This window comes from Aeropyrum camini SY1 = JCM 12091, from assembly GCF_000591035.1.
Lineage (GTDB): Archaea > Thermoproteota > Thermoprotei_A > Sulfolobales > Acidilobaceae > Aeropyrum > Aeropyrum camini.
The window spans coordinates 1,466,971-1,480,931 of the sequence record NC_022521.1 but is presented as its reverse complement, the minus strand read 5'-3'; the positions used below and the strand labels follow the sequence as shown (position 1 = coordinate 1,480,931).

14 protein-coding genes and 1 tRNA gene are annotated in these 13,961 nt (G+C 56.7%); 6 read left to right on the top strand and 9 right to left on the bottom strand.

Annotated elements, in window-relative coordinates; all coding sequences use genetic code 11:
* Positions 1–112 precede the first annotated feature (112 nt).
* The gene (locus tag ACAM_RS07740) at positions 113–880 is read left to right on the top strand and encodes a DUF2208 family protein (protein ID WP_022542261.1); all 768 of its coding nucleotides are present in this window, start codon (positions 113–115) and stop codon (positions 878–880) included.
* On the opposite strand, the gene ACAM_RS07735 is transcribed toward ACAM_RS07740, so the two are convergent.
* Complete coding sequence (locus ACAM_RS07735; RefSeq protein WP_022542260.1) at positions 825–2,294, bottom strand: phosphopentomutase/phosphoglucosamine mutase; 1,470 nt, start codon at positions 2,292–2,294, stop codon at positions 825–827. The genes ACAM_RS07740 and ACAM_RS07735 overlap by 56 nt on opposite strands.
* Positions 2,278–2,844 (bottom strand): THUMP domain-containing protein, encoded by a 567-nt coding sequence (locus ACAM_RS07730; RefSeq protein WP_062661689.1) that lies wholly within the window; start codon positions 2,842–2,844, stop codon positions 2,278–2,280. Before ACAM_RS07730 ends, ACAM_RS07735 begins: the two co-directional genes overlap by 17 nt.
* Before the next feature lie 85 nt (positions 2,845–2,929).
* On the opposite strand from ACAM_RS07730, the gene ACAM_RS07725 reads away from it, so the two are divergent.
* Both ACAM_RS07725 and ACAM_RS07720 read left to right on the top strand, forming a co-directional pair.
* Complete coding sequence (locus ACAM_RS07725) at positions 2,930–3,364, top strand: thioredoxin family protein (RefSeq protein ID WP_022542258.1); 435 nt, start codon at positions 2,930–2,932, stop codon at positions 3,362–3,364.
* A 269-nt stretch (positions 3,365–3,633) separates the two neighbouring features.
* Positions 3,634–4,872: a cation:proton antiporter gene (locus tag ACAM_RS07720; protein ID WP_022542257.1), complete on the top strand. Its 1,239-nt coding sequence runs from the start codon at positions 3,634–3,636 to the stop codon at positions 4,870–4,872.
* Here the strand turns inward: ACAM_RS07720 and ACAM_RS07715 are convergent.
* Positions 4,869–5,849 carry a GHMP family kinase ATP-binding protein gene (locus tag ACAM_RS07715; RefSeq protein WP_022542256.1) on the bottom strand — a complete coding sequence of 327 codons (981 nt, stop codon included), beginning with the start codon at positions 5,847–5,849 and terminating at the stop codon, positions 4,869–4,871. The two genes, ACAM_RS07720 and ACAM_RS07715, sit on opposite strands and share 4 nt — an antisense overlap.
* Positions 5,850–5,932: 83 nt before the next feature.
* Here ACAM_RS07715 and ACAM_RS07710 point away from each other — a divergent pair, with 83 nt between their 5' ends.
* The gene (locus ACAM_RS07710; RefSeq protein ID WP_022542255.1) at positions 5,933–6,595 is read left to right on the top strand and encodes a translin family protein; all 663 of its coding nucleotides are present in this window, start codon (positions 5,933–5,935) and stop codon (positions 6,593–6,595) included.
* Here ACAM_RS07710 and ACAM_RS07705 read toward each other — a convergent pair.
* From ACAM_RS07705 to ACAM_RS07685, 5 genes are all read right to left on the bottom strand, one after another.
* Positions 6,584–7,732 (bottom strand): pyridoxal-phosphate-dependent aminotransferase family protein, encoded by a 1,149-nt coding sequence (locus ACAM_RS07705; RefSeq protein ID WP_022542254.1) that lies wholly within the window; start codon positions 7,730–7,732, stop codon positions 6,584–6,586. The two genes, ACAM_RS07710 and ACAM_RS07705, sit on opposite strands and share 12 nt — an antisense overlap.
* Before the next feature lie 83 nt (positions 7,733–7,815).
* Positions 7,816–9,126, bottom strand: coding sequence for an FAD-dependent oxidoreductase (locus ACAM_RS07700; RefSeq protein ID WP_022542253.1), 1,311 nt, complete (start codon positions 9,124–9,126; stop codon positions 7,816–7,818).
* A 20-nt stretch (positions 9,127–9,146) separates the two neighbouring features.
* Entirely contained in the window at positions 9,147–10,265 is a 1,119-nt protein-coding gene (locus tag ACAM_RS07695; RefSeq protein ID WP_022542252.1) for an electron transfer flavoprotein subunit alpha/FixB family protein, read from the bottom strand.
* 6 nt (positions 10,266–10,271) lie between these two features.
* Positions 10,272–11,081: an electron transfer flavoprotein subunit beta/FixA family protein gene (locus ACAM_RS07690; RefSeq protein WP_022542251.1), complete on the bottom strand. Its 810-nt coding sequence runs from the start codon at positions 11,079–11,081 to the stop codon at positions 10,272–10,274.
* Between the two features lie 213 nt (positions 11,082–11,294).
* On the bottom strand, positions 11,295–11,723 hold the full coding sequence (locus ACAM_RS07685; RefSeq protein ID WP_022542250.1) for a hypothetical protein: 429 nt from the start codon (positions 11,721–11,723) through the stop codon (positions 11,295–11,297).
* Between the two features lie 82 nt (positions 11,724–11,805).
* Between ACAM_RS07685 and ACAM_RS07680 the strand changes: the two genes are divergently transcribed.
* Entirely contained in the window at positions 11,806–13,239 is a 1,434-nt protein-coding gene (locus tag ACAM_RS07680; RefSeq protein WP_022542249.1) for an MATE family efflux transporter, read from the top strand.
* A 117-nt stretch (positions 13,240–13,356) separates the two neighbouring features.
* A tRNA-Gly gene (locus tag ACAM_RS07675) sits at positions 13,357–13,435 on the top strand.
* 60 nt (positions 13,436–13,495) lie between these two features.
* Here the strand turns inward: ACAM_RS07675 and ACAM_RS07670 are convergent.
* Entirely contained in the window at positions 13,496–13,855 is a 360-nt protein-coding gene (locus tag ACAM_RS07670; protein ID WP_158318602.1) for a winged helix-turn-helix domain-containing protein, read from the bottom strand.
* Positions 13,856–13,961 lie beyond the last annotated feature (106 nt).

Below are 13,961 nucleotides of genomic sequence, written 5' to 3'. Positions count from 1 at the left end.
GATATCCCAACTCTTAACTTTAAGGTGTCGCAGTAGAATTGATATAATAATCCCGGCTTTCAGCGGCCATATAAAGGGGTCTATAAGGTAAGAAGAAGGGTGTAAATACACTATGAGTATGTACCTCAGCAGGAACCGGATAATATTGAGCCAGGCCTTCATTATATTGTATTCTCTACTGGCCTCTATCCTTGGGCGCAACTGGAAGACTTTTGCCGTTATAATAGTACTCTTCATAATCCTCAGCGTCATCATGTCAAGGAGATCTAAAGGCCCCCTCGGTGTTAAGGCCGACCCCGCCGAGATAGAATCGGCGAGAAGGCTTTACGAGGAGAAGGGGGCCAGGGAGCTGCAGATGAAGGATGAGGGGCTCGCGAGCGATCTGCAGGAGCAGTCTAAAGCGCTCATGTCAATGAACCTGATTATGATCGTGGGTCTAGCCTATTTTATACTGTTCTGGAGGTTCATAGACCCGCTGTACGAGTTTATGATTTCTAACGTGACGTCGCACGAGCTTTTAGCGCATTTCTTAGCTTTCCTAGCATATTTTGAAGGCTACTTCCTAGTCAACACTGTAACCGCCTACGTAGTGTCAAAGAGGTCTGGACCGATGATAACAATAAACATGCCTACCGAGTATTCTGTTAGTGAAAAAGGAATAGTCTACAAGGGGCTGCTCTCTAAGACAGCGATTCCCTTCCCCCTGCCCGAGGGTGTTAAGGTCAGCGTTAACGAGCAGAGGAAGTTCGTGGAGATAAGGAAAGTCAACACTAAAACCGACTTCAGGCTGAGGCTCTACGCGCGTAACCCCAAGAGGCTCTACACTATAATAGAGCGTTACGGCCTCGGAAGCCGCGAGAGCCGCCGGGAGGAAGGCTAATGTGCTCCTCCTTCGAAGATAACCTGATGCCAGCCCTAGACGCTGTTTCCGCCACAATCCTGTGGACCCTAGCAAGCAGGTTCACCAGCCTCTCCTCCTCCCTGGCCTGCGCGTAGACTCTGAGCTTTGGCTCTGTGCCGCTTTTCCTAACTAGGAGCCACGAGCCATCCTCATAGTCTATCCTAACCCCGTCTATAGGTAGAATGCCCACTGCGCTGCCTGTTAGGGAGTGGGACAGCTCTTCAACAACTTGCTCGTAGAGCCTATCCCTCTCATTCTCTCCCCCGAGAACGTACGAGACCCTGGCCGAGGGGTAGTACGGCAGCATGTCAAGAAGTTCTCTAGGGCTCTTCCTGGTTGATAGGGATATGTGTGCTATTAGGGCAGCCTGATATATGCCGTCCACCCAAAGGCCCCAATCAGGGTCTATTAGCTTCCAGGGCTCGGCGGCTAGGACCGCGTCGGCCTCCTGGAGGAGCTTCTCATGTATCTTACCTAGCCTGCTCCTAATTATACTCCCGCCGAGCTCCTCAACCACCTCCTCCACCTCAGACCCCACGTCAACAGAGACCACCACAGAGCCCCTCTTCTCCCGCAGCTTCCACCATGCTAGCAGAGCTATCACCAGGTCCTGCTTGACGAAACCATATCCAGGGACTCCCAGAGCAGTCCTATCAGCGTCTCCATCGTGGGCTATAAAAGCGTGCACCCCAAGCGCCGAGGAGGCTTTTATGAACGGCTTGAGCACGTCGGGCCTAGGCTCTGGGTGTCTGCCCGGGAAGTGTCCGTCGGGGTGGCAGTTGAGGGTATACACTCTGCTAACGCCTATGCTCCTCAGTATAATTGGTGTGACTCCGCTGGCCGCGCCGTTGGCGCAGTCTACTGCTACTGACAGGTCGCCGCCGCCTTTTACGCTGGCCCTAGCAATAATGTCTTCCATGTAGTAGCTCAGCATCTCCCTCTCGATTCTAAGTATACCGACGGAGTTCCAGTCTGCAAGGTAGCCCTCAACCCCCGCCTCTATGATAGACTCAAGCTCCTCCTCCTCGATCCTGGTGAGCTCCATACCCTTCCCGTCGACAATCTTTATCCCATTATCCCAGGGCGGGTTGTGGCTTGCAGTAACCATAATGCCAGCCTTGCTCCCGCTCCTCACAACCGAGTACGACGCGGCCGGGAGAGGCGCTTGGCCTACCAGTATAGCGTCTACACCGCCAGCCATAACCCCTGAAGCCGCCATACTGGCTAGCAGAGGGCTCGTGGTTCTAACATCATGCGCGACGACAATGCTACCGCCGCTCCCCACATATCCCGCAAGGGCTAGTCCAACCTGGAAGGCTAGGAGGGGGGTTACCTTCCTGAGATACCTTCCCCTTATCCCCGCGGTCCCGAAGAGCCTAACGCTCCCCCCCATTTCGCTCACCGCCGCGCTTCAGGCTGGAAAAGACGCCCTCGGGAGGGCCCACGTATATGGCGGCGAGCCTTCCCTCTCTCACCCTAAAGGGCTTCACCAGCACAAGAATATCGGGCCTCCCGAGGTCGACTCTCCTCTCTATGCCTTCCGCAATAATCTTCACAGCCTCCATACGAGGAATCTCCCTCCCTTCCCGGAGAAGCCGGGCTTCAAGCCTTATCGCGAAGCTTCCCGGACGCTCGGCTGTGAGTAGGCTGTGCACAGCCTTCCTAACCTCCTCAACCTCGGCAGGCACAATTCGAGTCACCGGTATCACCCTGAGGACAGGCGTGTCCTCGGGCAGCCGTTCCTCGAGGCGTCTCCTAAGCTCTATCGGATCCTTGTATGAGGCCCTGGCGAATATCACGTTCATCCTCGTAGCTATTATGTAGACCTCCCCAAGGGCGTACCTCAGATCCTCGATAGCCACGTCCCTATACTCCCGGTAGGGGAGGAAAGAGGCTATCAAGTTGGCCTCGTATATCGAACGCCGCCTCCCCCTAAACCACATTCCCCTATTATCCCTCACTGAAAATGTGAAATGTGAAAAGTTTAAATACCCGGGTGTGTTATCACCTGTCTGGTGCCCAAGTGAGATGGAAGAAACAGTATCCAGCAGCCTTTACCAGGTTGCCAGGACGCTTAAGAACGAGCTGCTTAAGATAGGCGAGATCATATCCCGCCACTCATCCCAGATACTAGTGGATGTGGATAGTGAGAACCTACCCAAAGTGCTCTCCAAGCACAGGGTAGCGGTGCTACTATTCACCGCGGAATGGTGCGGCAGGTGCATACTAATGCAAGATACACTTGCCAGGATCGCAAGCAGGCTCTTCAGAGACGACATCGTCTTCGGCCGGGTAGACGTTGACAGGGCTTTCAGCGTCGCCGAGAGGTATGGTATACAGCACATACCCACAACGTTAATAATAGTTGACGGAAAGGTTGTGGACGCCCTAGTCGGTAGCGTAAGCGAGGAGAAGCTCCTAGAGAGGATATCCCGCGAGCTGGTCGGCGGGAAATCAAACTAGAGGTTAAAAGCTGGAAAGCGAATATCCACTTGTCCTTTTATAGCAGCCGAGGTCCTCGCTTCCCCGCATACTAGGATCTCCGGGAAGGAGCTAGCCTCCCTCCTGCCCCTATAAACAGGGGTTAAGCTAGACCTAACCATAATCGCCTGGCAGCCGAGCTCTAATGATGAGTAGGAGCTAGATGTTAGTAGGAGCTAGATAAGTGTGCTGGCGCGGGTGTAATGCCGGTGGGGCCGGGGGCGTAGCGAGAGTGTAAGGAGGGTTCTAAAGTGGGGTGGCTTTCCGATAGGATAGACAATGCCAGGGTTGGCCCGCTACTAACCCTAGTTGCGATGGTTGCCGCTGTCTTTGCAGCCACTTATGTATTCGAGATTATCGCGGAGAAGGGGGGCCATTTCAGCCTGGGGGTTGTAGAGTTCGAGTTTGAGGTTGAGTACGACATACTCGTTATCGTCCTCGTCGCCTTCTACATCCTAGTCGCCACGAGGATAGCCCACATTGTAGGTCTGCCGCCCGGGGTGGTTGAGATCGTAATGGGCGCCCAACTGGCGTTCTGGGGCGTCAAGTCCACCGAGGTCCTCGCCCTTCTAGCGGCAATAGGGGCGAACCTGCTTCTCTTCATGGCGGGAAGCGAGATCGACCTTGCCCTCCTCAGGGGCATATTGCCTCAGGCTGTTATAGTGGCTTTAGTTTCAGCCCTAGCCCCCCTGGCTTTGACAGCTGCTCTCCACATTACCCTGGGGCTTAATCTGACCTCCTCCCTAGTCATATTTGCATCGCTCTCGGCCACCAGCGTGGCCCTCACCTACCTCCTCCTCTCTTCTTACAGGCTGGTGAGGAGTAGGCTGGGCCAGCTCGCACTTGCCTCGGCTATGCTCCTCGACCTCTCAGGCATGGTTATGCTTAACATAGCCACCGCCTCTATCAGCCCCAGCTTAGCATTCTACATAGCTATACTGCTAGCTGCTCTACTCCTCTACCCCCTACTACCCCGGCTGGGTGGTGCTCCCTTCGAGGCTGAGATTAGGCTTATAACTATGACGGTGATCATACTCGGGTTTCTCAGCGACTTTGTGGGGGTCCATAGTGTACTAACAAGCTTCATACTCGGGGTGATAGCGTCGGAGACCGTGAGGACGAGGGTGCAGCTCCGGGAGAAGCTCGAGAGCCTGGCAACGGGGTTCTTCACGCCGTTCTTCTTCATAGCCTCGGGGATGAGCATCGACCCGGGGATACCCCTCCACTACGTAGCCCTGGCCCTCGCGGGGGGCGTTGCCCTTGCTCTGGCGAGGACCTACACCGTCTACATCTACTTTAGGTTCACCGGCTCAAGCAGGAGGTCCTCGCTTATAGCTGCATCGAGCACTGCCATGCTACTGACGGTGACGATAATAGCCGCGTCGGTCGGCCTCCAGCTCGGCCTTATAGACAGCCTTATGTACTCCATGCTGGTGTGGATAGTGGTGGGCACTATACTAGGCTCCTTCGCCCTTGTGAAGATGCGCTAAACACTCGATATAACAGCCCCCACGTTATCAACGCTAGTAGCCCAAACACGGCCCCCACCAACCTTCTCGACAGCCTTCCTGGCAGCATCCACTACGTCGGAGACCCTCCTTGCAGGGACGAGCCCGTAGACGGTTGGCCCCCAGCTGCTCTGAAGGCCGCTCCAAGCCCCCGCATCGACAATCGCGCTGATTATCTCCTCGGCCTCGCTGCAACAGTACACCCCGCCCTGCTCTCCAGCCCAGTACTCGCCGAGCCTTCTGTTAAACTCGCCCATCCACCTCGCAGCGTCGCCCCACCTGCCCTCGGCCGCGTTTGCCATTATACCGAGTAGAACAACCCTCGACGCCCACCCCGCCATGCCGGGGTCCATAGAAGGCATCCTAGAGAGCAGCTCCTCCTCCCTCCTCTTAATATCAAGGATCCGCGGTATAGGCCTCTCGGGAAGCGCGGCCACCACCCTGACCGATCTTGGAACATGCATCCTGAAAACCAGGGGTGGGGGTCTCCGCTCCCCCCTTACGAAGCCACCGTCCACTATGAGCCCCCCCTGCTCGAAGCTGTAGAGGCCTAGGGCTGATACCAGGCTCCTCCCCGCCGCGACTGCGAGCTCCTTTAAGTCGAGAGGCTCTATCCCGCATATCCTGTATACGGATGCCCCTATTGATAGGGCGAGAGCGGTGGTGGAGCCTAGGCCAACGTGGGCTGGTATCTCCCTATGGATCCTGAGTCTCACACCCCCAACACTACACCCCCGGGATTCAGCCTTCTCCAGGTACAGCCTGGCGAACCTCTCTACATCCCCCCTACGGCCACCCCCCAAGACCTCGACTCCCCGACCCGGGGAGGCTTCCAGGACTAGCCTGGGCTCTTCCAGCGCCAGGCCAACGGTACCGTAGAGCCTGCCTATGGAGCCTTCTATATCATAGTTGCCAGCGTGTACATGGCTTGGCGCCGAGATTCTTACGGCGTTGAACACCCGCCTACACCCTCTGACTCTGTTTACGCCCCAGACGTATATCCCTCCCGGGCGGGCACACCTTAGCAACCTGGGTGGTTAGAGTGGTCGAGTGGGTAGAACCCTCATTTGACAGGGATAAGCTGAGGAGCGTCATGGCGAGGGCTGAAGCAGTATTATCGGAGAAGGATAAGGCTAGGGAGGAGGCCATAAGGCTGGCCAGGGATGTAGTCAGGTACTCAGGGTGGGCCGTGACCGCCGTGCACAAGGGGAGTCTAGAGGAGGCTAGAGGCCATCTCAGAAGAGCCGAGGAAGCCGTCGGCAGCATGAGAAGGGTGTTGGAGCCGCACCCCGACCTCATGTCCTCGGGCTTCGCCAACAACGCTTTCAGCGAGTACGTTGAGGCAAGGCTATTTATAGACGTTATAACAGGGAGGGGCCTAAGCTCCCCCGAGGAGCTTGTGGTACCTATAGTCCCCTACCTCCAAGGCTTAGGAGACCTGGTTGGGGAGCTTAGGCGTCTCGCGCTAGAGCTTGTCAGGAGAGGCGAGTTCAAGAAGGCTTGGGCCCTGCTGGACATAATGGAGGCTATCTACCTTGAGCTCAGGAGCCTGGACTACCCGGAGGCCCTGCTCCCGGGGGTGAGGCACAAAGCTGACGTTGCAAGGAGGCTTGTGGACGATACTAAAGCTATGCTTGCCGACCTCGAGTCTAGATCTCATCTTGAAGCTAGGTTGAAGGATGTTTTGAAAAGGCTAGAGGCCTAGGCTGGCTAGCTCTCTCTGCGCAGCCTCCAGCCCGAGACCCAGCCTCGCCTCCCTATAGCCCAGGCTGGCTAGGGCCCGCTCCACCGCTGCTACCGTCGCTACTAGATCATTGGCGTCCACCTCACCCATGTGGCCAACTCTAAAGATCCTCCCCTTCAAACTCCCCAGACCCCCTGCTATCTCGACGCCCCTCTTCCTCATCTCACTGTAGAAGCTGGGCCACTCGACACCTTGGGGCAGGTAAACTGCGGTGACGGTCCAGGCCCTGAAGGGCTCTTCCGCCACCAGCTTCAGCCCTAGAGCCTCCATAGCGCTTGTGAAGGCTCTGGAGAGGGCGCGGTGCCTCTCGAACCTGTTCTCCAGACCCTCCCTAAATATCCTCTTCAGGCTAGCGTTCAACGCGAACACAAGGTTTACAGCAGGCGTGATATGGTAATTCCTGGTAGACTCCATCTCGCGGGAGAGTGAGAGGAAGTCGAAGTATATCCCCCGGGGCTCCTTCTTCTCCAGCTCCCTAGAATACTCGCTGCTGAAGGCTACTATAGCCAGCCCCGGGGGTGTGCTGAGGGCTTTCTGGCTCCCAGTTAGGGCGACATCAACACCCCATTCATCCAGCCTCAGGTCCATGCCCCCCACGCTTGCTATACCATCCACCACAAGCCTGGCACCCCTCTTCTTCACAGCCCTCGCCACCTCCTCTATAGGGTTGGCCACAGAGGTGCTAGTCTCGACGTGCTGTATGAAAACCGCGTCGACATCGCCGGCCTTGTCGAGAGCATCTTCAACATCAGCCGCACCGAAGCCCCTGCCCACGGGTGACTCAACCACCATCACCGAAGCCCCTAGAGACCTTAGGATCCTCTCGAAGTAGCCCCCGAAGAACCCTGCTTTAAGCACTAGAGCCCGGGTGCCGCGGCCTGCCACGCTTCTAACAGCGAACTCCATGCCGAGGCTGCCACTACCGGGTAATAGGAAGACCCTTCCCGAGGTCCTGAACAGCTTCTGGAGCATCCCCACGGTTTCGCTGTGGATCTCGTCGAACTCGGGGGATGTGTGGCTTATCACGGGCTTGGCCATAGAAAGAAGTACCTCAGGGTCGACTGGTGTAGGGCCTGGAATCATGAGTAGCCTAGCCATATATCCTACACCATCAAATCAAAAATGATAGTTAGAAGTAAAACGCTGTGCAAGTAGGGAGGTATAAACCCGTAAATCCGGTGTCAAAGCTCGCCGGCAACACTGAGCAGCCTAGCCAGCGCTACGGGTAGCGGCGTTCCAGCTTCCCTGGCTGCTTCCAAAAGAGCCTCCGCTATCGTGGGCTCCTCATAGTCCGCCTCGAACAGGCGGGCCAGGACACCAACGCTAATCTCCGGCAGAGCCTTGAAGAACCAGGGGTCGCTCATCACCCTCTCTATCCCCCTGTGCCTAACCAGCTCCTTATAGACGAAGCTCGACTTCAGCTTCTCCTCATACACCCTGAGTGTTTCCTCGCTAGTGTCTCCCTTAGAGAGGGCGTGGATTATGGTTTCGGCGGCGAGCTTGCCGCTGTAGGCCGCGAAGTCAACCCCCCTTATGGTGTAGCCCGTGTTCAAGAGCAGCCCGGCCGCGTCGCCAACTACAACAAGGCCGCTTATGGCGAGCTTCCGGGGCATGTAGCCCAGGCCCCCCTCTATTGCGAGCCTTCCACCATACTCTGCTATGTCGCCGCCAGCCCAGAACCTCTTGAAGTAAGGGTGGAGCCTCAGCCTCTCCACCATCCTGCTCACATGCTCTCTTATCAGACCCCTCTCAGCAGCCTCCACCGCGGATGCAACCCTCAATACTATGCCGACGCTGACGCTGTCGTTCATAGTGTATACGAAGCCTCCCCCGGGCAGCCAGTTGGTAATGTCGCCTGCGATAAGCCATGCTAACCCCTCCTTCCTGTCCAGGCCGAACCTAGCCTCTATCTCGTCGGGCTTCAGCCTAATCACCTCCTTGACGCCTAGGGCGAGCCGCGAGGGATCCGGGGGGTCTACAAGGCCGAGCCTCTCCAGCAGCATCCTGTTTACGCCCTCGGCGTCGACAACAACCCTGGCCTTCACCTCGTCCCCGCCGCTCCTAACGCCGGCGACACTGCCATCCTTAACCAGTATCTCGTCGACAACGACCTCGTCCACAACAAGCGCCCCAGCCTCCTCAGCCTTGGCGGCCATCCACTTCACAAGCTCAGGCAGGTATGTGGTGAACGCGACAGGCCTCCCCAACCTATACTCCACAGTCGCCACTCTATCGCCCTTCGTCAGGCTGAACCTCTCAACCCTAACCCACCGGTGTATAGGAGCCTTCCTGTCCAGGTCTGGCCACACATCCCTCAGAGGCTGGGCGTAGACCTTGCCGCCGAAGAGGCTCTTGGCACCCGGCTCCCTACCCCTCTCCAGCACGAGAACCTTAAAACCCGCTCTCGCCAGGACCGTGGCGGCGGCTAGCCCCCCCGGGCCGCCGCCAACGACAACCACGTCGTAACTGCCCTCAACACCCTGGGCCGACACCGCACTCAACCCCCTAGCATCTAAGCCTGGCCCCCCTGAGGGGCGGTTCTCAGAGCCTCCGGGCCGAGCAGCTCCTCAAGGTACCTACTCCTCTCCTCCTTAAGCCTCCTAAGCTCCTCTATGAGGGCGGGTATAACCTCCCTGTAGTCAGCGACGAGGGCATAGTCGGCCTGTCTCATGATAGGGGCGTTCTCATCTATGTTCACAGCCACTATCCTCCTAGCCTCCCTCACGCCGACCATGTGCTGTGCAGAGCCGCTTATGCCAACGGCTATGTAGAGAATAGGTTTCACGCTCTTACCCGTCTGCCCAACCTGCCTCTCGGGAGGTATCCAGCCCGCGTCAACCGCCTTCCTCGAACCCGCTATAACCCCGCCCAGGAGCTGGGCCAGCTCCTCGAGTATTCTAAACCCCTCAGGGCTTCCCAGACCCCTTCCGCCCGATACTATGACCTCAGCCTTCTCTATAGGAACCTCGCTCCTTGGTATCTTAACCCTGTTCACAAGCCTCGTCATGGGCTCGGGAGGCTCCACCTCCTCCCTCACGATCCTGCCCTGCCGTTCCTGCCTCCTCTCAGGGAGGGGGAACACGTTGGGCCTTGCAGTCCCGATCTGGGGTCTCCTAAACGGGGTTCTGATGTACGCAAGCATTATAGCCGAGAATGGGGGCCTTATCAGGAGCACGTCCTTAGTCTTAGGGTCTACGTCGAAGTCTGTGCAGTCGGCTGTTATACCCGTTTTGAGCGTGTTGGCCACATAGGGCGCCATCTCCCTGCCGCGAGCTGTGGCTGCGAAAAGTATGACGGAGGGCTTATACTTGAGGGAAAGCTCTACTATGACGCTCCCCACGACATCAGGATAATACTCGGACAGCCTCTCATGCTCCACCACTATAACCTCGTCTGCACCCCTCTCTATCATCTCCCCCGCTAGACGGCTAGCGCCGGGAGGACCGGCTATAACCCCCACAACATCCTCGCCAAGCTTATCAGCAATCCTCCTAGCGGGGGTTAGCATCTGTAGGCTCGCCTCGCTTATGCCACGCTCGTCGAGCTCCGCCACAACCCAGACGTTCCTGAACTCCTCAGGCTGCTCGCAGGGCCACAGGCTACATATCTTCTCGCAGTCAACCCTGCCCACGGGCCATCACCCTCCCCACAGGGCTTTGAGTATGAGGTCCCTGGTCTCACTATCAGTCAAAAGCTTCCTAAGGAGCCATCTAGCCCCGTCCCTCGGGTCCCTCGGCCTATAAACCTCAGCCCTCCTCGGGATCTCTGGGAGGTAGGTGACCTTGGCGACTATTGTAGGGCTACCTTTTAAGCCGACACACCTCGGGTCGAGGCCGAGGTCCTTGTTTGAGACGATCTTGTACGGCCTCTCCCTCTTGAACCTCAGCTTGCCTGACAGGGTTACCTCCCGGGGCTTGAAGGCCCTTATTGCGACTGAAGCCACCGCCGGGAGAGGGAGCTCATACGTCTCTATATAGTTCTCGACAGTCCTCTCCACCACAAGCCTTCCGTCGCTGATAGCGGCCTTGCGGACGTAGTAGACGTAGGGCCACTGAAGCCAGCTAGCCACCTGCGCCCCTATATGGGCTGTGCTCGAATCTATAGTCTCCTGGCCGAAGAGAGCCAGGTCAACCCTCCCCCTCTCCCTCTCGATATACTTTATACCCTCGGATAGGACGTAGCTTGTCGCCAGGGTGTCTGCGCCTGCAAAAGCCCTGTCGCTAAACATGTAGCCATAGTCAACCCCCATGCCTATCAAGTGCTCCAGCCCCTTCAGGGCTGGCGGCGGGCCCATGGTAACCGCTATAACCTCCCCACCGTACTGGTCCCTCAGCCGTAGAGCCAGCTCCACAGCAGCCAGGTCTGGAGGGTTGATGATGCTCGGGACACCCTGCCTTATCAGGGTGCCAGTCTTGGGATCTATCCTAACCGCCTGAGTGTTCGGCACCCATTTAAACCCTACTACGATGCGCAGCCCCATCACGAGGACCCGGCTTAGTAGGGGGGCTTCCGCGGCGATAAACTCTAGTCATACAAGCCAGTATACACCAGGGCCTGAAAGGTATATTTACAGCGGGCTGGATACGGGTTAACATAGACCCTCCGGAGCCTGTGTAGATGTTTAACCATTATCCTGCAGCGGCCCGCCGAAAACATCTAGCTAAACACGCGCTTCCCCCCTCACCCTGCCGTCCGCCGCCATGGCGGCTATGCTCCTCCTCAAGTATTCCACGTCTCCTAGGGATAGGGATTTCTCGAGGGCGTTCAGCGCCTCGTCCGGGTCGACGTGAAGCCTGTTTAAGGCTAGGCTCTCAAGCAATGCAGCCACCGCCAGGGCTAGGCTCCCCCTGCCTAAAGGCTCCATGCTCGCAATCTCGAAAGCAAGCTGGGCTGACTCAGCCGTCCTCCTCTCCAGGCAACTACCCCTTATCTTACGGTAGACTGTCAAGGCCTGGACCCTAGAGGCCTCGAGGAGCTGTGCTGCATCATCCCTGGGGGTTATGGTGGCTAGACTGAGCCTGTAAACCTCTGACGCCAGCCTCGCTATACTTTTGAGGTCGAGATGTCTCGATCTGCAGGATCCTTGCAAGATCCCCCCGTGGTCCCACCAGCCACTTCAAACCTTTATAAGCATACTTTCGGCTTCCAATATAGAGGTGTTCGGCGGGACATTGGACAGAGAAGCCCTCGACAGGAAGAGAGCGTGGGTCACCAAGGGGCCTATAGTGAAGGTCATACTGGCCCTGGCTACCCCTATAGTCGCTGCCAGGCTATTAGCGGCCACGCAGGAGAGCGTCGACGCCATATTCCTAGGGAGGGTTAGCACCGAAGATCTCGCCGCGCCCGCCGCCGCCAGCCCGCTCCTATGGCTCTTCGCGGGCCTCGGGATGGGGGTTAACACCACACTAACCACCCTAGTGTCTCAGGCGATAGGCGCTAGAGACTATGCATCCGCCCAGAGGTACGCCTCCCAACTCCTAGGCGCCACCCTAATACTGGGAGTAGCCAGCGCCCTAGCCATAATACTCGCCGCTCAGACCGTCTTCATACTCCAGGGCTTCACAGGCAGGAGCCTGGAGGTAGCGCTGGCCTACACTCTCGTCGAGGCTCTAGGCATGCCCTTCATGCTAGCCCTCTTCTACTTCAACGCCATAATGGCGGCCTCCGGCGACACCAGAACCCCATTCAAGGTCTCAGCCCTCTCAAGCATACTCAACGTGCTTCTCGACCCCATACTCATATTCGGCCTCATAATGCTACCTCCCCTAGGAGCGGTTGGGGCTGCGGTCGCAACAGTCCTCGCCAGGGCAGCGGCCGTCTCCATAGCCTTCTACCTACTATTCAAGGGCGCACCCGGTTTCAGTGTGAAGCCCAGCATGCCAAGCCGGCGGCTCCTTGGTCTAATGCTGCGCATAGGCGGCCCCGTTTCGCTCCAGAGGCTTGTTGTTAGCTTGGGATTCCTGGTTATGATGGGGATAGTGGCGAGGCTCGGGCCCCCCGTGGTTGCGGCTTACAACGTCTCCCTAGTTATAATACACATAGTCCAGTCCGCCACATTCGGCTTCAACATAGCAACGGCGACAGTAGTGGGTCAGAACCTCGGAGCGGGTAACATCCCAAGGGCGATTAAAGCGGCGTATGTGGGGGTGGCCCTCGTGTTCGGCCTCCTCTTCATAGGGGCTCTCGCCATAATAGGTGGTAGAGAGGTTCTTGTCTCAATATTCACCAGCATAGATGAGGTGCAGTTCTACGCTGAACGGATGATATCCATAGTAGCACTGGGCATGCCATTCCTGGGCGCGTTCTTCACGGCCATGGGGGTAGCCCGGGGGAGCGGCAGGACGGCTTTCATATCAGCCCTGGGGATCGCAAGGCTATGGCTACTACGGATACCAACAGCATACATCCTAGTCTACATGTACACGCTAGAAGACATGGGAGTGTGGCTCGCTATGACCCTCAGCAACATAGCCGCAGGCACCCTGGCAACAGCATGGGTGGCCAGCAGAACATGGGCAAAGCCTCTAGTGAAACGCAAAATACCCAAAACACCCAGCGAGAAAACCCCCGCCATCCCGGAGCCAACAATAAACAACACGGGCTAGCCAAAACAAGAGGAAAACAGGACGCTAAAGCCTTAGAGAGCTTGAAACCCCCCGCTTATAGTTAAAAACCGCCAATAGCCAGGAAAACATTCATGGATCAGGCAATAGCCTGCGCGGGCGGCCGTCGTCTAGCCTGGACTAGGACGCCGGCCTTCCAAGCCGGTGGTCCCGGGTTCAAATCCCGGCGGCCGCACCACACGACGGCAAATCAGATAGCTGAGGTGATATCGATATCTTCCTAGTCACAATATTAAGTTTACGGTGAGCTGGGATCCGACAATGTAACGTTATGGAGTGTACAGTTCATGAATGACAGCGTTCTTAGCCTTACGTTGTCCGATAGCCTGTATAGCGTCAGGTTTGACTGCCTATAGGCTACCTGTACTAGGTTCGCTCTCTCCAGGGCGTTAACATGTTTTATCACGTTTTTATGGCTCATTCTAACGTTCCTCGCTATCTTCCTTATAGAGGCGGGTTTTCCCAGCTCGGCTAGGTAAAAAAGTATTTTCATCTTAGGATCCTCCTGGTAAAGACTCATAATCTGGTTTAGGAAGTGCTGTAGCTCGTCCTCACACCTCGTGCTAGCTCTTTCCCCTCCCTTACTGCCTTTACCCATATATACCATACCCTGTTAGATTTAAACTCATCCCTTATCATATTACAGGTGTTCTACAAAAACCCTTATAAGCATATTGTGTAATGTACAGAACGTATCTTTATTA

Coding starts and splice junctions, on each gene's coding strand:
- ACAM_RS07670 (WP_158318602.1), bottom strand. CDS start 13,855: ATGGGTAAAGGCAGTAAGGGAGGGGAAAGAGCTAGCACGAGGTGTGAG.
- ACAM_RS07740 (WP_022542261.1), top strand. CDS start 113: ATGAGTATGTACCTCAGCAGGAACCGGATAATATTGAGCCAGGCCTTC.
- ACAM_RS07730 (WP_062661689.1), bottom strand. CDS start 2,844: ATGTGGTTTAGGGGGAGGCGGCGTTCGATATACGAGGCCAACTTGATA.
- ACAM_RS07735 (WP_022542260.1), bottom strand. CDS start 2,294: ATGGGGGGGAGCGTTAGGCTCTTCGGGACCGCGGGGATAAGGGGAAGG.
- ACAM_RS07725 (WP_022542258.1), top strand. CDS start 2,930: ATGGAAGAAACAGTATCCAGCAGCCTTTACCAGGTTGCCAGGACGCTT.
- ACAM_RS07705 (WP_022542254.1), bottom strand. CDS start 7,732: ATGGCTAGGCTACTCATGATTCCAGGCCCTACACCAGTCGACCCTGAG.